This is a genomic window from Xanthomonas sp. WHRI 7945 (assembly GCF_035026585.1).
Genome location: NZ_JAYIQP010000018.1, coordinates 52,356 through 70,074, shown reverse-complemented (window position 1 = coordinate 70,074; position 17,719 = coordinate 52,356). Strand labels below are relative to the sequence as shown.

The window sequence follows — 17,719 nt, the reverse complement described above, 5'->3', positions numbered from 1 at the left end:
GCCTGGCAATCGGCCACGGTGCACCGGAAGCTGGCGGCGACCTGATCGCCGACCTGCTCCGCCACATCACCGCCTTGGGAAGCTCCAATCACCCTAAAAAACTTGATCGAAGCGCTCGTGATCCATTCGTGCACATCGCGTGCAAGTTTCGGAAATCGAGATTTTCAGAGGCTCCCATCTGGCGCCGTGCGGCCGGCGCCATCGGACGCGCCGCCGGCGCTAGCCACTGCTCAGAAGTTCATGCTGACGCGCAGCCCGCCGACCACGCCGTTGTTGTCCTTGATCCCGTTGGCGTTGCGGATGTACTGCAGGTTCGGCATCAGCGACAGCGCCGGGGTGATGGCGTACTGGTAGTTCAGTTCCAGCGGGTATTCGTATTCCTGCACGCCCACCGCTGCCGCGCCGGCCGGCAGCGCGGCGTTGTAGCGGCGCTGCGCATCGCCCAGGCGTTCGCTGATGCGGGTGCGGCCGGCGGCGAAGCCGATGCGGTCGTACGGGCGCGAGGCGAACGGCGCATCCAGCCATGCGCCCAGCTGCAGCATCTGGTCGATGCGGTCGGTGTCCTTGTCGGCCTGCACCCAGTTGCCGAACAGGCGCAGCGTGCCGCCGCCGGGCGCGCGCCACAGCGCCTGCTCGGCGGTGGCGTAGTAGCCGCTTTCGCTGTCCATCACCGCGGTGGCGTCGCCGCTGACGTCCGATGGCAGGCCGCTGGCGGTGACGGTGTTGCGGTAGTTGGCGCTGTTGCGCCAGCCGCCGACGCGGTAGTGGCCTTGCAGGCCATCGCCGAAGGTCGGCAGGTACTCGATCTCGGCCACCACCAAGGTGCCCTGGCTGTCGCCGTCGGTGCGCAATTTCAGGCCCTGGTCGTGGTCCAGGTTGTTCGGGTTGACGTCGTAGGCGCCGACCTTGAAGCGCCAGGCGTCGTTGGGCTTGAACGCCACCACCGCGCCGTACTGGCTGATCGGGTCGACGTACCAGCCGTTGCTGACGTAGCCGGGCAGGCCGCCGCAGAAACTCAGGTTCTGGAACTTGCAGGAGAACGAGAAGAAATCGCCGTTGGCGTACAGGCGGCCGAGCTTGATGCTGAGGCGGTCGTCGAACAGTTCCTGGGTCAGCGAGAACTGGCTCAGGCGGGTCACCGCGCCGCGGCCGTGGATCTCCTGCACCGCCAGTAGGGTCGGAAAACCAGCCGTGTCGTTGAGCGAGTCGCCGTTGCGGTTGGCCACTTCGACCTTGAAGGTCGCGCCGCGCCAGGCCCACAGCTTGTCCAGGTCGAAGGTGCCCGCCAGGAAGAACTGGTCGGCGTAGGCGTAGGTGTCGTCGCGGCTGCCGCCGGAGTTGTTGTGCGCGAACTCACCGGTGTAGGACAGGCGCAGGTCCACGCCGCTGTCGACCAGCCGGGTGCGCGCGCCGCCCCAGTCGCCGGTCAGGGTCTTGGCCGGGTCGAAATCCTCCGCGGCGGCCTGTGCGCAGCACAGCGCTGCCGCCAGCGCCGCCAGCGCCGCCAGCGCGATGCATGGGTTCTTGTTCATGAGTGACTCGCTTTGCGCGGGGCCGCGGTGCGCGGCCCGGTCATGGGAAGGACTCCGGCGCGGCGGCTGCCGTGCGGAGGAGGGCGGCGATCGCCGTGGGGACTGCATCGGTCGCCGGCCGCGGCGGATGCGAGGCTCAAGGCGCGGACGGGTGCCGCCCCTGCGGCGCGCGGTGGGCGGGTGACGGTGTCGATGCGTGGATGGAACACGTGGCCTCCAGGTGCCCGTCGCATGCGTGTGCTGCGGCGCGCGGGATGAAGTCGGATGCAACCCCTGCGCGCCGGAGCTTATCGCCGCCATGCTCGTTTCATGTTCGTTATTGTTCGATTTGGAGCTTTCTTGTTGTTATTTATTCAGGTGCGCTGCTAGGAAACCGTGTCGATTTCGAGCGCCAACCCTTGCGTGGTGCGGCTCCTGCCGCCTGCCCGATGCTCGGACTGGCTGCGGACCGCCGCGCTGGTGCTGCGACGGCGAATGGAAGAATGGTGCGCCGCAGCGTCGGAGCGGGCATGCCCAGGACTGCCGCGACGGCGGCAGAGGTCGCCTCCGCGCATGGCACCGACGGCGCGGCACGGTCGCAGGCACACCGACCTGGCCGTCGTCGCGCCGCCAGTCGACCGGCGCTTGCGCGCGAGGTGGTGTGCATAGGCAGCGCGCGCAATGTCCGCCCCATCCCCGCGATGGTGCGGCGTGGGCATGCGACTGGCACCTCGCGCGCCTTTGGGAACGGCGCCGCCTGCCCGAGCGGCCGGCGCTTCGCCAGGCGTGCCCTCGGCCAGAGGCCGCGGTACCGTTGCAGGCCGGCGGGAGATATCCCGGCGCGGTTCAGACGCCCAGCGATTGCCCGCCGTCCACCGCCAGGATCTGGCCGGTGATCCAGCGCGCCTGCGGCGAGGCCAGGAACAGCGCGGCGTGGGCGACGTCCTCGAGCGCGCCGAAGCTGCCGAACGGGATATCGGCGCGAATGCGCCGGTACAGTTCCGGCTGCTGCGCGCGGCGCTGGTCCCACAGCCCGCCGGGGAACTCGATCGAGCCGGGCGCGATCGCATTGACCCGGATCCGCTCGCGCGCCAGTTCGGCGGCCAGCGTGGTCGTGTAGTAGTTCAGCGCCGCTTTCGCCGCCGAATACGCCGGCACCCGCGGCGTCGGCCGCAGCCCGTTGATCGAGCTGATGTTGAGGATGCAGCCGTGGGCGCTGGCGCGCAGCGCCGGCAACGCGGCGCGATTGCAGCGCACCGCGGCCATCAGGTCGATGTCGAATCCGGCCTGCCAGCTGGCGTCGTCGTCGCCATGGCCGTAGCCGGAGGCGTTGTTGACCATCACGTCGATGCCGCCCAGCGCGTCGGCCGCATGCGCCACCCACTGCTGGATCTGCGCCGGGTCGGCCAGATCGCAGGTCAGCCGCGATACCGGATGGCCGTGGCGTATCAGCTGCTCGGCCGCGTCCGCCAGATGCGCCGGGTTGCGCGCGCAGATCGCCACGCCCGCACCCTGGCGGGCGAAGGCGTCGGCGATCGCCAGGCCGATGCCGCGGCTGGCGCCGGCGACGAGCACGCGGTAGCCCGCGAAGGTGGAGGGGTCGGTCATCGGCGGCTCCTGCGGCGGCGGCGCGGGGATGCGCCAGGCGCCGATTGTCGGCCAATCCGCAGCGCGGGGCCGGGTTCTGGCACCATGGCGACCCCGCCGCGCCCGCCTGCGGCCGGCAGCAGGGCCATTGCCCGAGCCAGGCCGCACGCTCGCCAGCCGCCGCCGCGCCCGCCCGACGGCCGCGTTCCCTCTTTCCAGGATCCTCCCGCAGTGAAGAAGACTTACCAGCTCCGCATCGAAGGCAAGCACCCCGACCGCCTGCTCGACGCCAGCAAGCACGACATCCGCAAGTACATCCGCCGCGAACGCCGCAAGACCCTGCCGGCCGGCGCCGACTACTGGGACTTCGACACGCTGTTCGGCGCCGACGAGGCCAGCGCCGCGGTGGTGCCGCCGGCCGAGCTGATCCGCGCGATCGACGCGCTGGTGGCGACCGGCGCCACCCAGTTCTACGTCGAGATCCGCAGCAAGCCGGGCAAGCGCACGCCGCGGGCGCAGGGCGATGCCGCCGTGACCGATCCGTTCGACGATTGAGCGTGGGCTGCGCTTGCCCCTGTTGGGAGCGGATGCGGGTGGTCTTCCAGCCATTGGCCGCGATGATCGACGCCGGGCGTTTCGGCCGGTGTGGCGGCCGGTGTGGCGGCTGAGGCCGTTCCTACAGAAGCGCGCAGCTGGCTGGCCGGAAGCACTGTAGGAGCGGCTTCAGCCGCGACCGACAGAATCGGCGCGCGCAATGCATCGGATCGCGGCGATCTGGCTCTGCGAATAGCGCGCGCATCCCCGGCACCGGCCGCGACCAGCGCCGCGAACGCGATCAACTCTTCGCGGGCAGTCCGCCGCTGCCCTGCGCAGCCGCCGCGCGCAGCTTGTCCTTCTTGCTCGGGCGCTTGCCCTTGATGCCGCCGGTCTGCGGCGCTGTCTCGGCGGCAGGCGCGGCCGTCTGCGTCGGTTCGAAACCGGCGATGCGTTCGCGTGGCACGCGCAACCGCTGGCGCTTTTCGATCAGGCGCAGGTGCGCCTCGCTGGCCGCATCGACGAAGCTCACCGCCAGGCCGTCGGCACCGGCGCGCCCGGTGCGGCCGATGCGGTGGGTGTAGTCGGCGGTGGCGCGCGGCAGGTCGTAGTTGACCACCACCGGCAGCTGCGCGATGTCCAGCCCGCGCGCGGCCATGTCGGTGGCGACCAGGACCTGCAGCTGGCCGCTCCTGAACCCGGCCAGCGCCTGGTTGCGGCGGCCCTGGCTCAGTTCGCCGTGGAACGGCTGCGCCGCCACGCCGGCCTTGTGCAGCTTCTCGGCCAGGTTGTCGGCGCCGCGCTGGCTGGCCACGAACACCAGCGCCTGCGGCCAGGCCTCGCTGTGCAGCAGGTGCCGTAGCAGCGCGGTGCGCTGCGCGCTGTCGACCTCGATCGCGCGCTGGCGGATCGTCGCCGGGGCGGCGGCGGCTTCCTCGCCGATGCGGCGCGGTCCGCGCAGCAGGCGTTGCGCCAGCACGTCCACCTCGGCCGGGAAGGTGGCCGAGAACAGCAGGGTCTGCCGGCGCCGTGGCAGCAGCGCCAGGATCCGGCCCAGTTCCTCTTCGAATCCCAGCGCCAGCAGGCGGTCGGCCTCGTCCAGCACCAGCGTGCGCACCGCGCCCAGATCGAGTGCGTTGTGCGCGGCCAGGTCGAGCAGCCGGCCCGGCGTGGCCACGACGATGTCGGCGCCGCCGCGCAGCTTCAGCATCTGCGGATTGATCGAGGCGCCGCCGGCGACCGCGGCCACCTTGACCCGTCGCGGCAGGTAGCGCCCCAGCGCCTGCAAGGTGTCGCCGACCTGTGCGGCCAGCTCGCGGGTCGGCACCAGCACCAGGCTGCGCACGCGGCGGCTGGGCGGCAGCAGCGCCGCATGCTGCAGCAGCGGCAGCGCGAACGCAGCGGTCTTGCCCGAGCCGGTCGCGGCGCAGGCCAGCAGGTCCTCGCCGCGCAGGATCGGCGCGACCGCCTGCGCCTGGATCGGCGTGGGCGCGGTGTAGCCGGCGGCGTCGAGCGCGCGGGAAAACGCGGGCAGCAGCTCGGGGGCGAGGCCCAGCGTGGCGAATGGCATGCAGCGTGGTCCGGAAGAGGGCGGCGAAACGATGCCGTCGCGATGCGCTGCGGCGGACGTAGCCGCGCAGCCTACCCGCAGCCGGACGCCTATGCGAGGCGTACGCGTCTGGGAGGCCAATTGCCGCCGCTCGAAAGACGCTCGATCGGCGACAGCGGCCCTTGCCCGAGCGTCCTGCGGGAAACGGTCGCCGCAGTCGCCGCTCGCTGGCAAGGCGAGGTGGCGCGCGGCGCGTGGAAAACCTGGCGCGTTGCCGGGTCGGTACCGAACCGGTCGCGCATGGCGACGTACGCAGGCGCCTCGCCATGCGCACCGGCGATAGCGCAGTCCGCTGGCTTGCCCGCAACGCCGTGTGGCCATATCGCCGCACGGCCACCGGTCCAGGTGGTCGTGCGGCGGGTGGTACCGGCTGCCGCGTTTACTGGCAGGTCACGCCGACCGAACTGAACGCGGCAGTCACCGCCGCCGCCGAACGGCCCAGGTCGCTGGCCGCGGTGCGCACGCCGCAGGCGCCGCTGTTGAAGCTGGTGCTCGGGGTCCAGTACAGGCGGTTGGCGCGGGCGAATACCTCGAAGGCAGTGCGCGTGTTCCAGCCGGAGGTGGTGGCCAGCTTGTAGAACGCCTTGTTGTAGACGCCGGAGGAGTAGTGCACGTCGAGCCCGCTGCGGTAGTTGGCGGCATTGTCGATCGAGGCGCCATCCTGCGGCGGATTGGCCATGTAGCGCAGCGCGCCGTTGGACTTGAAGATCTCAGGGCCGACCAGGAAATCGTTGCTGCCCTTGAGGTAGTACTCGGTGGCCTCGCCGGCGATGTCCGAATAGGCCTCGTTGATGCCGCCGGACTGGCCGGAGTAGGTGAGGCCGGAATTCTGCTCGGTGAAGCCGTGCGAGACCTCATGGCCGGCGACGTCGATGCTGACCAGCGGATAGAAGCGAGTGTTGCCGTCGCCGAAGGTCATCGTCGAACCGTTCCAGAACGCGTTCTCGTAGCGCGTGCTGTAGTGCACCCGCATCACCAACTGGAAGCTCAGCGGCGCCACCCCGGCATAGGCGCGGTACATCTTCTCGATGACGCCGCCGAAGTAGTGTGCATCGTTGATCGGCGAGTAGGCGCCATTGATGGCCTTGTAGGTGTTGCGCGGGCAGGCGAACTGGTAGGCCGTGCTGCCGGAGGTGCCGCCATTGAGGTTCACCGACTTGACCGTGCTGTTCTGCATGCGGCAGTTGTTGTCCACCTCGAGGAAGCCGTGGATGCTGCCGCTGGTGCCGTATTCGTACTGCCCGGTCTTGGCGTTGCCGCCGGGGCCGGTGGCGTCGCGCGTGGTCAGCCCCTCCCACTGCCGCAGCACCGCACCGCTGCGCGCGTCGACGATCACGAATGGGCGGGTCGGTTCGCCGCCCTGCGGCGCGTCGGCGAAGAACGACACCACGTAGGCCATGTGTGCGCGGTCGTCGTCGTCCAGGTAGATCATCTGCGGCGCCTGTGCGCGCTCGATGCGGCGCGCGGCCAGCGCATCGCCGAGCGCGGCGCGCTTGGCCACGTCCAGCGCGCGATTGGCCGGCAGCAGCGCGGCTGCAGCGGCAGTCGCGGTGGCCGGCAGTTCGCTGGCCAGGCCGGCGACCGAGCGCCCGAACAGGCTGCGCACGCTGCCGTCGCTGCGCTCGCTGACCACGACGTGCTCGCCCCAGATCGGCACGCCGCGGAAGGTCTGCTGGTAGCGGCTGTGGACGGTGCCGTCGTCGTCGGTGCTGCTGCTCAGCAGGCTCAGCGCGGACTCGGCATCCAGCCCGACCAGCTCGGCATGGCGCACCGCGGCGGCCGCGGGCACGCCGCCGAGGCTGGTGGCGGCGGCCTTGTACTGGGTGTTGAGCGTGCCGAGATCCTTGCCGTGCAGATCCACGCGTTCGGCCGCGGCGGCGGAGGTGGCGGCGAGGGCGAGCAGCAACGACGGCAGCAGCGCCAGCGGGCGCTGGCGGCGGATGGGCTGGGTCATTTGGAATTCCTCATGAGCGATAGGGAATGTCTTGCCGGCGCGGCAGCGCATGGCTGCCACGTTGCTTGCGGTTGCGTCGTGGATCGCGTCGGCATTGCGGCCAATGGCGCGCTGCCGTCCCCCTGGCAACGAACATAGCGATGCGGTTAGCGGCCGTGGTAGACGGCTTTCGCTCGAAGTGCCGATATGGGATGGCGAGCCTGCTATACCGTTTCGGCACGCGGGAGGGTGGGGACGCCTGCCGTGACGATTCGACGCAGCATGTCGGCAATAGCCGGGCTCGCTCAACCCGCGTTTGCGGCAGGCGATGCTGGTGGTTCGCGCCAGGGCACACAATAATCGCGCGCCTTCCGTGGGCAGGTGCACTGTTTCTCGCAAGCGGCGTGCGAACCGCTGCGGCGTGACGCGACGCGACGGTATGGCGTTCGCGAGAATGGCGGAAAACACGCACGCCAGCCGGATTGTGGCGCATGCGAGCGCTCGATTGCGATCCTTTCCTGTGCTTGGAAATGCCGCAGCGACTTGTTCGGTGCCACGCCAACGATGGTCGAAGCGCTGACGCGCAGGAGCGGCGGCTTGCGGTCTACGCCTCGGCATTGGATGGCAGCGCGGCGATCCGCTGCGGCTCGGTGAGGCCGCGCATGCGGCGCTGGTGCAGTGGCGGAACGTCAGCGGCGCGACCAGATGGCGCTGCAGATCATCCAGGCTTCGACGAGCAATTTATCCGACATGAGGGCCGCCGCTCCGTTGCGAAGCGGCGGCTCGCGGCTCAGCCCGCCAGCGCCAGGTCGTCGATCAGCGCGCGCAGGAAGCGCGCCGCTTCGCCGCCGGTGCAGGCGCGGTGGTCGAAGGTGACCGACAGCGGGATCAGCTTGTGCGTCTCGATGCCGCCCATCACCGGCACCAGCTGGTGGCGGGCGCGGCCGGCGGCGACGATCGCCACGCACGGCGGCACCACCACCGGGGTGGCGTAGCGGCCGGCGAACATGCCGAAGTTGGACAGCGAGATGGTGTAGCCGCTCAGTTCCGAGGCGGCGATGCTGCGCGCCTCCACCTGCTGGCGCAGGCGGCTGATGCCTTCGCGGATGCCGCGCGCGTCGAGCATGTCGGCATTGCGCAGGGCGGGCACGAACAGGCCGTCGTCGGTGTCCACGGCGATGCCGATGTCCACCTGCGCGTGCAGGGTGCGGGTCAGCGCGTCGCCATCGAACCAGGCGTTGAGCGCCGGCACCGCGCGGCAGGCGGCGACGATGCCGCGCACCAGGCGCGCGGTCATGTCGTTGCCGGGCGTCCAGGCGTGGATGTCGGCGTCGTCGTTGAGCGTGGTCGGCACCACCTTGGCGTGCGCATCGGCCATCACCCGCGCCATGTTGCGGCGTACGCCCTTGAGCTGCTCAGGCTGGCCGTGCGCGGTGGCGCCCGGCGGCTGCGTGCGCATCGGCTTGCCGGCGGCGGACAGCGGCGTGCGCGTCGGTGCTGCGGTGGTGGGCGCGGTTGCAGGGGGGGCTTCCGCCTTGACCTGCGCAGGCCGTGCGGTCGCGGCGGAAGCCGCTCCTACAGCGGCCGAGCCGTCGGCGGCGGCCTGCTTCACGTCGGCCAGGGTCACTGCGCCGTCGCCGCCGCTGGCGCGTACCCGGGTCAGGTCCACCCCCAGTTTCCTGGCCAGCGCGCGCACCGCCGGCATCGCGCGCACGCCGCCGACCGAGACCGTGCGTTCACTATGCACGGCGTTGGAGCTCTGCATCGCGCCGACCACGGTGCCGGCGTCGTCGCGCTCGCTGCCGCCTTGCGCCGTATCGGCGTCGCGCAGTTCGCCGCCGTCGTCGGAGGCAACGACGCGGTCGTTGTCGCCCGGCGCATCCGCGCCGGCGCCCTTGCCGGGGCTGGCTGGCGCGGCGCCGCCATGGTGGTGGCCGGTGTCCTGGCCCTCGGCGCGCTGCGGCATGCTGGCGTCGGGCGCGAACTGCGCCAGCATCGCGCCGGTGACGACGATGTCGCCCGGCGCGCCGGCCAGTTTCAGCACCTTGCCGGAGACCGGCGAGGGCACCTCGACCACCGCCTTGGCGGTCTCCATCGACACCAGCGGTTCGTCGAGCCGGATGGTGTCGCCTTCCTTGACGAACCATTCGACGATGGTCGCGTCGGGCAGGCCTTCGCCCAGGTCGGGCAGGTTGAAGCTCTTGGTTTCGCTCATGTGGTCTCTTCCAGCAGTTCCAGGTCGCGTGCCGGCAGCCAGCCCTGCGCGCCATCGGCGCGCTCGGCCCACCACCAGTCGCCGTATTCGTGATGCAGGGTCACGGTGTCGCCCTGCACCGCATCGAGTTCGCGCGCATCGTAGTCGCGCAGCGCTTCGGCGTGGCCGTCGCCGGTGGCGCGCAGCCAGGCCAGCGGCGCCCAGCCGGCGCTGCCGGCGGCGGTGGTGGTCCACACGAACGCCGGCCATTCCTCGTCGCGCACGCCCAGCAGCACCCGCTCGCCGGCGGCGACGCGGAGCGGATGCGGGTAGGTGGCGCGGTAGTCGCTGAGCAGGCGCGCGCGCATGTCAGCCTGCGGCGACGGCACGCTTGGCCGCCGCGACGATCTTGTCCACGCTCGGCAGGTATTTCATCTCCAGCCGGAACAACGGGATGTGCGTGTCGTAGCCGGTCACGCGCTGCACCGGCGCGACCAGGTCGTACATCGACTGCTCGGCCAGGCGCGCGGCGATCTCGGCACCGAAGCCGGCGCTGCGCGGGGCCTCCTGCACGATCACGCAGCGGCCGGTGCGCGCCACCGATTCGGCGATGGTGTCGAAGTCCAGCGGGCGCAGCGTGGCCACGTCGATGACCTCGGCGCTGATGCCGTCGGCGGCGAGCTTGTCGGCCGCTTCCAGCGCTTCCTTGACCTGCGCGCCCCACGCGACCAGGGTCACGTCGCTACCTTCGCGCAGCACGAAGCACACGTCCAGCGGCAGCGCCTCGCCGTCGTCGACCACCACTTCCTTGTACTGGCGGTACAGGCGTTTGGGTTCCATGTAGATCACCGGATCCGGCTCGCGGATCGCCGCCAGCAGCAGGCCGTAGGCGCGCTGCGGGGAGGACGGCAGCACCACGCGCAGGCCCGGCACGTTGGTGAAGATGGCTTCGTTGGCCTCGCTGTGATGCTCCGGCGCGCGGATCCCGCCGCCCCACGGCACGCGCAGCACCATCGGGCAATGCAGGCGGCCGCGGGTGCGGTTGCGCAGGCGCGCGGCGTGGCAGATCAGGTGATCGACCATCGGATAGACGAAGCCGTCGAACTGCGCCTCGGCCACCGGCTTCATGCCCTGCGCGGCCAGGCCGACGGTCAGCCCGGCGATGGTAGTTTCGTCCAGCGGCGTGTCCAGCACGCGCTGCGCGCCGAAGCGCTGCTGCAGGCCGGCGGTGGCGCGGAACACGCCGCCGTTGACGCCGACGTCCTCGCCCAGCACCAGCACCGACGGGTCGTGCTGCAGTTCCCAGGCCAGAGCCTGGGTGACCGCTTCGATCAGGGTGATGGGGGTGCTGGTCATCGGACTGTCTCCGCGCGCGGTGGCGGCGTGGTGGGCGGTGCCGGCCGCGTGCGTGGCGGCCGTGTCGGCAAGGCGGGGAGCGAGTTCATCCATGGCGCCGCTCCAGGGCGACGGCCTCGGCGCGCTGCGCGAGCAGCTCCGGCGGCGGGTCGGCGTACAGGTAATCGAACATCGCCTCCACTGGCTGCACCGGGGTGGCCAGGTAGGCGTCGACCTCGATGTCGACCAGGCGCGCGCATTCCTGCTTCCATGCCGCTTCCTCGGTCTCGCTCCACAGGCCCTGCGCGGTCAACCAGGTGCGTAGGCGGGTCAGCGGTTCGCGTTCCCAGGCCTGCTTGACCTCGGCCTCGTCGCGGTAGCGGCGGGCGTCGTCGGCGGTGGTGTGGTCGGACAGGCGGTAGGTCATGAATTCGATGACGCTGCCGCCCTGGCCGGACAGCGCGCGCTCGCGCGCCTGGCGCATCGCCTCCAGCACCGCGATCAGGTCGTTGCCGTCCACCTGCAGGCAATGCAGGCCGCCGGCCAGGCCCTTCTGCGCCAGGGTCTGCGCGCCGGTCTGCGCCGCGCGCGGCACCGAGATCGCCCAGCCGTTGTTGATCACGCACAGGATCAGCGGCAGCTGGTAGGCGCCGGCGGAATTGAGCGCGGCATAGAAATCTGTCTTCGACGAGCCGCCGTCGCCGCAGGTGGCGACCGCCACGTGGCCTTCGCCGCGCAGCTTGAACGCCAGCGCCGAGCCGGCGGCGTGCAGGCACTGGGTGGAGATCGGCACGCAGATCGGGAAGTCCTTGGCCGCGTCGGAATCGCGCAGGAAATCGCTGCCGCGCTCGTCGCCGCCCCAGTACAGCAATACTTCGCGCGGACGCACGCCGCGCATGAACATGGCGCCGTATTCGCGGTAGCTGGGCGCCAGCACATCGCCGCTGCGCATCGAGGCGCCGATGCCGATGTGGGTGGCCTCGTGGCCCAGGCACGAGGCGTAGGTGCCGAGCTTGCCGGTGCGCTGCAGGGCCACGGCCTTGCTGTCGAAGGTACGCACGTAGAGCATCTGCTTGAACAGCGCCAGCAGGGTCTGCGGGTTGGCCGAGTCGGCCGGAAGGGCGTCGCGGGCCGGCTGGCCGTCCGCGTCGAGGTACTGCAGGTATTCAATTTCGAATTGCGCGGCGATGGTCATGACGGCGGCACTCTCGACAACAAGTTTCAAATGATATGAGCTGGCATGTTAAGGAAGGCGTGCACAAAAGCCGTCCTGCACCGCAGCACGGCATCTTGCTGGATTGCAGCAAAAACGTGCCATGGGTTGGCTGCGCGCGCTGCTGGCGTTCATTTGGGAGATTGTTGCGCTGCGGTTGGCGGACGCGCGGTGGCTGTGGATGTCCAGCGGTGGACGTTTGGAGCTGGGCGCGATGGCGGGCTGCCGTGGTGTTCGGCGATTGCGCAAAAGCAACGGCGATGGCTGGAGCAAGAGCAAGATCAAGACCAAGATCAAGAGCTTTCGCGCCTGCTGGCGCGAGTCACTTTTGTCTTGGCAAAAGTAACCAAAACCGCTCCCGCCCGACACGAGCCGGTGCGATGAAGCCGCACCGGTGCCCTGCGCTCCTCGCGGCGAGCGGCACGGCGCCCAAACTCGCTTCGCTCAGACAGGGGCGCCTCTTCGGCCGCTCGCCGCTGCGGTGCTCGGCTCGCTTTAGGGCGGGAAGTTTTAGGAGCGACAGCTAACGGCAACAGCAAGAGCAACAGCAACGGCTCAGGAGCGGCCCTTCGGCTGTTCCCTTCTCCCCTTGGGACCATGGCCCCCTTTTCGGGGGAAGGTGCCCCGCAGGGGCGGATGAGGGTACGGGCGCAGCCTCGTGCATCCAACTCAGCGAGACGCTTCGCGCCGTACCCTCACCCCAACCCCTCTCCCGAGGGGAGAGGGGCTTGGCTGTTTCCTTCTCCCGTCGGGAGAAGGTGGCCCGCAGGGCCGGATGAGGGTACGGGCGAAGCCTCGTGCCCCAAACTCCGCGAGACGCTTCGCGCCGGACCCTCACCCCAACCCCTCTCCCGTGGGGAGAGGGGCTTTGACAGCGGAGGTTTCGAGGGCTACTGCAGTTTCGGGAGCCACGGCGAACTCCGGAGCGGGTGCAAAAGAAAAGGGCGCGGCTTTGCGGCCGCGCCCTTGTTCTGCCCGAAGGCGCTGCGCTCAGCGGCCGATGCGGGTGCTGAAGCGTGCCGTGTTGTCGGACGGGTCGGCATCGGGCGAGGCGGAGCTGGCGCTGGCCTGGATCACGATGGTGCGGTCGGCCGGCAACGGGCGGGTGGCCACGGCCAGGGTGAACGTGGTGCTGGCGCCCGGGGCCAGGTCGGCGCGGGTGCTGCACTGGAACTGCGCGCTGCGCAGGCCGTGGGCTTGCCGCACGCATTGCCAGCCGCGCGGCGGTACCAGCGCGGACAGCACCGACAACGTGTTGCCGCTGACGCTCAGGCTGGCGCGGCGCACCGGCGCATTGCCGTGGTTGCGCAGGGCGATGCGGTAGTTGGCGCCGAACGCGGTCAGCGGCAGCGTCGCCGGGCCGTCGATGCGCAGCGCCAGGTTGCCGGCAGGCGCGGCCTGCACCGCCACCGCGGCGCTGGCGCCGTTGTTGCCGGCGTTCGGGTCCTCGGTCTGCGAGGCGACCGAGGCGGCCAGGCGCAGCGTGCGGCCGACCAGCTCGGCGGTGGCCGGCACCGCCACCTCGAAGCGCTGCGCCGCACCCGCGGCGAACTGCGTCGTGGTGCAGGTGACCACGGTCTGCGCGCCCACGTCCGGTGCCGCGCAGTCCCAGCCCGGGGCGGCGCTCAGGGTCGGCGTCACCGCCGCGTCGAGCGCGAAGGCGACCGCGGCGAAGCGGGCCGCGTCCGGACCGGCGTTGCCGACCTCGACGCTGTAGCGGATCGTGTCGCCGGCGTAGACCGCGGCATTGGCCGCGCTCGCGGTCACGCCCAGGTCGGCGCGCTGCAGCGGCTTGAGCTTGAGCAGCACCACCGCCGGGTCGTGGTCGGACAGCCGCGCCGGCGAATTGGCGTCGTTGCGCGCGGTGGCCGGGAAGTCGGCATTGAGCCGCGCATGGCTTTCGCTCAGCGTAGCGATCTGCGCCGACCCCATCAGCGCGCTGTTGGCCAGCACGTGGTCCAGCGACTGCACGTTGCCGTCGTAGGCGTACGAGTAGCTCTGGTCCGGCGTGGACAGCAGGGTCAGGTTGTACAGGTCCGGGTCGACCAGGTCGGCGCCGTCGCCCTCGACCACGGTCTGCGCGTCGGCCGACGGCAGGCCGGTCACCGTGCCCATCGCATCGACGTAGCCGTCGTTGAACTCGAAGGCGTTGAAGTCGCCCATCACCAGCATCTGCTCGGCGGGATCGGCGGCCTGGCGCGCCTGCAGCAGGTTGGCCAGGAACACCGCCTGCGCCTGGCGCTTGGCGCGGATGCGCTGGCCGCTGGCGTCGTCGGTCTCGGCGCCGTTGAGCGAACGCTGGTGCACCTCGACCACGGTCAGCGGCAGCGTGCGGCCGTCGGCGAAATGCACTACTGCCTTCAGCAGCAGCGGCGGGCGGTCGTTGAGCAGGCTGGTGCCGCCGGCCGGCTCGGTCCAGGTGGTGGTCTTGCCTTCCTGGCTGACCGACACGACCTCCACGCGGGCGACGCCGGCACCGACCGCGCCGGTCTTGACCAGGAAGCCGACGTCGATGCCGCCGACATCATTGCCTTCCTGCAGATAGGCCACGTACTGCGGATCGGGTTGGCCGGCGGCGACCGCATCGCTGTTGACGCGCGCGGCCAGGGTCTGCAGCACGCTCAGGCTCTCCACTTCCACCGTGCCCAGGATGTCGGGCGTGTTGAGGTAGTTGCGGATCGCCAGCGAGGCCTTGTTGAGCCGGGCTTGGTAGGCGGCCGGGGTCAGCACCGGTTCGCCGATCGCCGGGTCGTTCTGGTCGTCGAAGAAGCGCTCCATGTTGTAGGTGGCGACGTTGACGTCGTCGGCCTGCGGCGCCGGTGCCGGCTTGGGCTGGTCGGCACCGTTGCATTGCACGGTGGGCGCGGTTTCCGGATAGATCGTGTAGCGGCGGAAGCTGTAGTCCAGCGGTCCGCTGACGCCGAGCACCACGCAGCCGCCGGCCACGTCGATGCGCTCGCCGCCGAGGCCGGCGCTGCCCACCGCGATCACCTGCGGATTGGTGTTCCAGCGCGGCACGCCGGCCGGCGAGCCGGCCGGCAGCGGGTCGGGCTGCTGCACGCCGGGAGTGCGCCAGGCGCGCGGCAGGCCGGTGACTACGGCATGGAACACGCCGTTGCTGCTGGCGGTGGCGTTGGTCTCGTTGACGTTGCCGCCGGTGGGCGCGTTGACGGTCAGGCTGGGCGCGGCCACGCGCATGCCTTCCAGGCGCTCGAGCTGGTCGTAGGCGCCGCTCGGGTCGGGGAAGCTGGTGGTCAGCGTCACCGCGGCCGGCAGCGGATTGCCGGTGGACTGCAGCAGTACGGTTGGTGTGCCCAGCTCGGTCAGTGGCGGCTGGGTCGGGTCGGCGCTCGGCACGTACTCGAGCACGGTGGCCTGCACGCGCACCGCGTTGCCCACCGCGGCCTCGGCCGGCGGCGCGCTGCCGGTGTAGACGTAGATGCCTTCGGAGGTCTGCGGATCGGCATCGGCCTGGGCGTCGGGCGCCTGCAGGAAGAAGCCGGCGCTGCGCCGCGCGGTGACGATGCCGCTGGTGGCGACGATCTGCCCGACCAGCGGCGAGCGCGCGCCGCTGCCCTGGATGCTGTGGATCGGCACCAGGTTGAAGTCGTCGTTGAGGATCACGCCGCTGGCGGTCAGCGTGGCCGGCAAGGCGCCGCTGATGCCGCTGACGTCGAGGTAGAAGGTCTCGTCGGGTTCGTTGGCGGTGTCGCCATTGACCAGCACGCTGACCTGCGCGCTGCTGTCGCCGGCGGCGATGGTCACGCTGGTCGCGGCCAGGGCCTGGTAGTCGCTGCCGGCGCTGGCGCTGCCGTCGCGGGTGGCGACGCTGAAGCTCACCCCGCCGCTGCCGGCCGGCTGGCTCAGGGCGATGGTGAACACGAACGCGGTGCTGCCGCTGTCGCCTTCGCCGCGGCTGACGTTGGCCACGCTGGCCACCGGCTGGTTGCCGCCGCCGCACAGGTTGAGCGCCGCCGCGGCGTTGCGCGGGGTCGGCGCGCCGGTGGCGAAGTCGGCATTGTTGTTGTCGCTGTCGCTGCAGCCGCCGTTGCCGCGCAGCACCGCCAGGGCGTTGCTCGGCGCGGCGGTCGGCGCGCTGCCTTCGGCGCAGCTGGCGGTGCTGCCGTAGCCGACGAAATCGACGTTGCCGGCGGGGCAGGCGCCGCTCAGCGCGGCCGCCGCATTGCTCAGCGCGACCTTGCCGGCGGTGCCGCTCATCGCGGTGGTGCCGGTGGCGTCCGGGGTCGGCAGCGCAGTGCTGCCGCCACTGCCGTCGGCCTGCTTGACCAGGTAGTAGCCGCCCGCCGGGATGCTGCCGGCCAGCGCGGTGACCTGCCAGCTGCTGCCGGCGGCCGAGGCGTACTGCAGCGACCAGCCGGCCAGGCTCACCGCCTCGTTGCCGTTGTTGTGCAGTTCGACGAAATCGCTCTTGTAGGTGGCGCCGCTGTTGCCGCCACCGCCATAGACCTGGCTGATGACGACCTGGGCCTGGCCGGTTCCGGCACAGGCAAGCGCGCACGACAACACTGCGGCACGAAGCAGCATGGTTCGCATGACGAAGACTCTCCCCAATCCTTGAAGACGTGACGACGGATGACGATCGGGCGCCCCCCAAGGCGCCGGCTCGATTCTGCCCGAGTTTGCCGCCCGCCGCTGACCGGGATGTGACAGGCGTCGCTGCGGTACCCTTGCCGGCCCCGGACCGCCGTACCCGCCCATGCCCGTCGAACAGAACCAGCGCCCGCTCGAAGCCGGCATCCACACCGACCTGGAGGGCCGCCTGACCTACGGCGGCTACCTGCGGCTGGACCAGCTGCTGTCCGCGCAGCAGCCGCTGTCCGATCCGCCGCACCACGACGAGATGCTGTTCATCATTCAGCACCAGACCTCGGAGCTGTGGCTGAAGCTGCTGGCGCACGAGTTGCGCGCGGCGATCGTGCACCTGCAGCGCGACGAGGTCTGGCAGTGCCGCAAGGTGCTGGCGCGCAGCAAGCAGGTGCTGCGCCAGCTGACCGAGCAGTGGTCGGTGCTGGAAACGCTGACCCCGTCCGAATACATGGGCTTTCGCGACGTGCTCGGCCCGGCCTCCGGCTTCCAGTCGCTGCAGTACCGCACCATCGAATTCCTGCTCGGCAACAAGAACGCGCAGATGCTGCGCGTGTTCGGCCACGACCCCCAGGGCCAGGCGGCGCTGCAGGCGGTGCTGGAAGCGCCCAGTCTGTACGAGGAATTCCTGCGCTACCTGACCCGCTTCGGCCATGCCGTGCCCGAGCAGTACCGGGCGCGCGACTGGCGCCAGCCGCACGTCAGCGACCCGCTGCTGCGGCCGGTGCTGGAGCGCATCTACGAGAACACCGATCGCTACTGGCGCGAATACGCGCTGTGCGAGGACCTGGTGGACCTGGAGACGCAGTTCCAGCTGTGGCGCTTCCGCCACATGCGCACGGTGATGCGGGTGATCGGCTTCAAGCGCGGCACCGGCGGCTCCAGCGGCGTGGGCTTCCTGCAGCAGGCGCTGGCGCTGACCTTCTTCCCGGAGCTGTTCGAGGTGCGGACGTCGGTTGGGCTGGAAAGCCGGGACCGGGGACCTGGGACCGGGGACCCGGGAGCGGCATCGCAGGAACCGTAAGGCCACCGCCGGCGCCGCGCTTGCCAGGGAATCGCTGCGGCTGGGCACCCCTGCTTTCCCGGTCCCTGGTCCCCGGTCCCCGGTCCCCGGTCCCGCCAATTTGACGTCCCCGCCAACTGTCGGTGATGCTCGCCCGTTACCCGGCCCGGCCGGAATCGCCCAGCCCATACTGAA

At 70.7% G+C, this 17,719-nt stretch carries 12 protein-coding genes; 3 read left to right on the top strand and 9 right to left on the bottom strand.

The window, feature by feature from the left end; translation table 11 throughout:
• Window positions 1-230: 230 nt before the first annotated feature.
• Both VDQ83_RS14855 and VDQ83_RS14850 read right to left on the bottom strand, forming a co-directional pair.
• Window positions 231-1,532: a carbohydrate porin gene (locus VDQ83_RS14855; RefSeq protein ID WP_455435528.1), complete on the bottom strand. Its 1,302-nt coding sequence runs from the start codon at window positions 1,530-1,532 to the stop codon at window positions 231-233.
• 825 nt (window positions 1,533-2,357) lie between these two features.
• A complete protein-coding gene (locus VDQ83_RS14850) occupies window positions 2,358-3,119 on the bottom strand; it encodes an SDR family NAD(P)-dependent oxidoreductase (RefSeq protein ID WP_455435527.1) in 762 nt (253 codons plus the stop codon).
• Between the two features lie 210 nt (window positions 3,120-3,329).
• Between VDQ83_RS14850 and VDQ83_RS14845 the strand changes: the two genes are divergently transcribed.
• Window positions 3,330-3,653, top strand: coding sequence for a DUF6172 family protein (locus VDQ83_RS14845; protein WP_455435526.1), 324 nt, complete (start codon window positions 3,330-3,332; stop codon window positions 3,651-3,653).
• A 280-nt stretch (window positions 3,654-3,933) separates the two neighbouring features.
• Here the strand turns inward: VDQ83_RS14845 and VDQ83_RS14840 are convergent, their stop codons facing one another.
• The 6 genes from VDQ83_RS14840 to pdhA all read right to left on the bottom strand — a co-directional run bounded on the left by VDQ83_RS14840 (window position 3,934) and on the right by pdhA (window position 11,898).
• Window positions 3,934-5,202 carry a DEAD/DEAH box helicase gene (locus VDQ83_RS14840; protein WP_455435525.1) on the bottom strand — a complete coding sequence of 423 codons (1,269 nt, stop codon included), beginning with the start codon at window positions 5,200-5,202 and terminating at the stop codon, window positions 3,934-3,936.
• Window positions 5,203-5,620: 418 nt separating this feature from the next.
• Window positions 5,621-7,195: a M4 family metallopeptidase gene (locus tag VDQ83_RS14835; protein WP_455435524.1), complete on the bottom strand. Its 1,575-nt coding sequence runs from the start codon at window positions 7,193-7,195 to the stop codon at window positions 5,621-5,623.
• Window positions 7,196-7,964: 769 nt separating this feature from the next.
• The gene (locus VDQ83_RS14830) at window positions 7,965-9,389 is read right to left on the bottom strand and encodes a dihydrolipoamide acetyltransferase family protein (protein WP_455435523.1); all 1,425 of its coding nucleotides are present in this window, start codon (window positions 9,387-9,389) and stop codon (window positions 7,965-7,967) included.
• Window positions 9,386-9,736 carry an SH3 domain-containing protein gene (locus tag VDQ83_RS14825; RefSeq protein WP_263396858.1) on the bottom strand — a complete coding sequence of 117 codons (351 nt, stop codon included), beginning with the start codon at window positions 9,734-9,736 and terminating at the stop codon, window positions 9,386-9,388. The genes VDQ83_RS14830 and VDQ83_RS14825 overlap by 4 nt, the downstream gene beginning before the upstream one ends.
• Before the next feature lies 1 nt (window position 9,737).
• The gene (locus VDQ83_RS14820; RefSeq protein ID WP_263396859.1) at window positions 9,738-10,817 is read right to left on the bottom strand and encodes an alpha-ketoacid dehydrogenase subunit beta; all 1,080 of its coding nucleotides are present in this window, start codon (window positions 10,815-10,817) and stop codon (window positions 9,738-9,740) included.
• Entirely contained in the window at window positions 10,810-11,898 is a 1,089-nt protein-coding gene (pdhA, locus tag VDQ83_RS14815; RefSeq protein ID WP_455435522.1) for a pyruvate dehydrogenase (acetyl-transferring) E1 component subunit alpha, read from the bottom strand. Before pdhA ends, VDQ83_RS14820 begins: the two co-directional genes overlap by 8 nt.
• 121 nt (window positions 11,899-12,019) lie before the next feature.
• Here pdhA and VDQ83_RS14810 point away from each other — a divergent pair, with 121 nt between their 5' ends.
• Entirely contained in the window at window positions 12,020-12,262 is a 243-nt protein-coding gene (locus VDQ83_RS14810) for a hypothetical protein (RefSeq protein ID WP_455435521.1), read from the top strand.
• A 644-nt stretch (window positions 12,263-12,906) separates the two neighbouring features.
• On the opposite strand, the gene VDQ83_RS14805 is transcribed toward VDQ83_RS14810, so the two are convergent.
• Window positions 12,907-16,470 carry a lamin tail domain-containing protein gene (locus tag VDQ83_RS14805; RefSeq protein WP_455435520.1) on the bottom strand — a complete coding sequence of 1,188 codons (3,564 nt, stop codon included), beginning with the start codon at window positions 16,468-16,470 and terminating at the stop codon, window positions 12,907-12,909.
• 163 nt (window positions 16,471-16,633) lie between these two features.
• On the opposite strand from VDQ83_RS14805, the gene VDQ83_RS14800 reads away from it, so the two are divergent.
• Entirely contained in the window at window positions 16,634-17,545 is a 912-nt protein-coding gene (locus VDQ83_RS14800; protein WP_455435519.1) for a tryptophan 2,3-dioxygenase, read from the top strand.
• Window positions 17,546-17,719: the final 174 nt, after the last annotated feature.

Excerpts from the sequence above, each read along its gene's own strand:
- VDQ83_RS14855 (WP_455435528.1), bottom strand. The coding sequence starts at position 1,532 with ATGAACAAGAACCCATGCATCGCGCTGGCGGCGCTGGCGGCGCTGGCG.
- VDQ83_RS14850 (WP_455435527.1), bottom strand. The coding sequence starts at position 3,119 with ATGACCGACCCCTCCACCTTCGCGGGCTACCGCGTGCTCGTCGCCGGC.
- VDQ83_RS14840 (WP_455435525.1), bottom strand. The coding sequence starts at position 5,202 with ATGCCATTCGCCACGCTGGGCCTCGCCCCCGAGCTGCTGCCCGCGTTT.
- VDQ83_RS14835 (WP_455435524.1), bottom strand. The coding sequence starts at position 7,195 with ATGACCCAGCCCATCCGCCGCCAGCGCCCGCTGGCGCTGCTGCCGTCG.
- VDQ83_RS14830 (WP_455435523.1), bottom strand. The coding sequence starts at position 9,389 with ATGAGCGAAACCAAGAGCTTCAACCTGCCCGACCTGGGCGAAGGCCTG.
- VDQ83_RS14825 (WP_263396858.1), bottom strand. The coding sequence starts at position 9,736 with ATGCGCGCGCGCCTGCTCAGCGACTACCGCGCCACCTACCCGCATCCG.
- VDQ83_RS14820 (WP_263396859.1), bottom strand. The coding sequence starts at position 10,817 with ATGGATGAACTCGCTCCCCGCCTTGCCGACACGGCCGCCACGCACGCG.
- pdhA (WP_455435522.1), bottom strand. The coding sequence starts at position 11,898 with ATGACCATCGCCGCGCAATTCGAAATTGAATACCTGCAGTACCTCGAC.
- VDQ83_RS14810 (WP_455435521.1), top strand. The coding sequence starts at position 12,020 with ATGGGTTGGCTGCGCGCGCTGCTGGCGTTCATTTGGGAGATTGTTGCG.
- VDQ83_RS14805 (WP_455435520.1), bottom strand. The coding sequence starts at position 16,470 with ATGCGAACCATGCTGCTTCGTGCCGCAGTGTTGTCGTGCGCGCTTGCC.
- VDQ83_RS14800 (WP_455435519.1), top strand. The coding sequence starts at position 16,634 with ATGCCCGTCGAACAGAACCAGCGCCCGCTCGAAGCCGGCATCCACACC.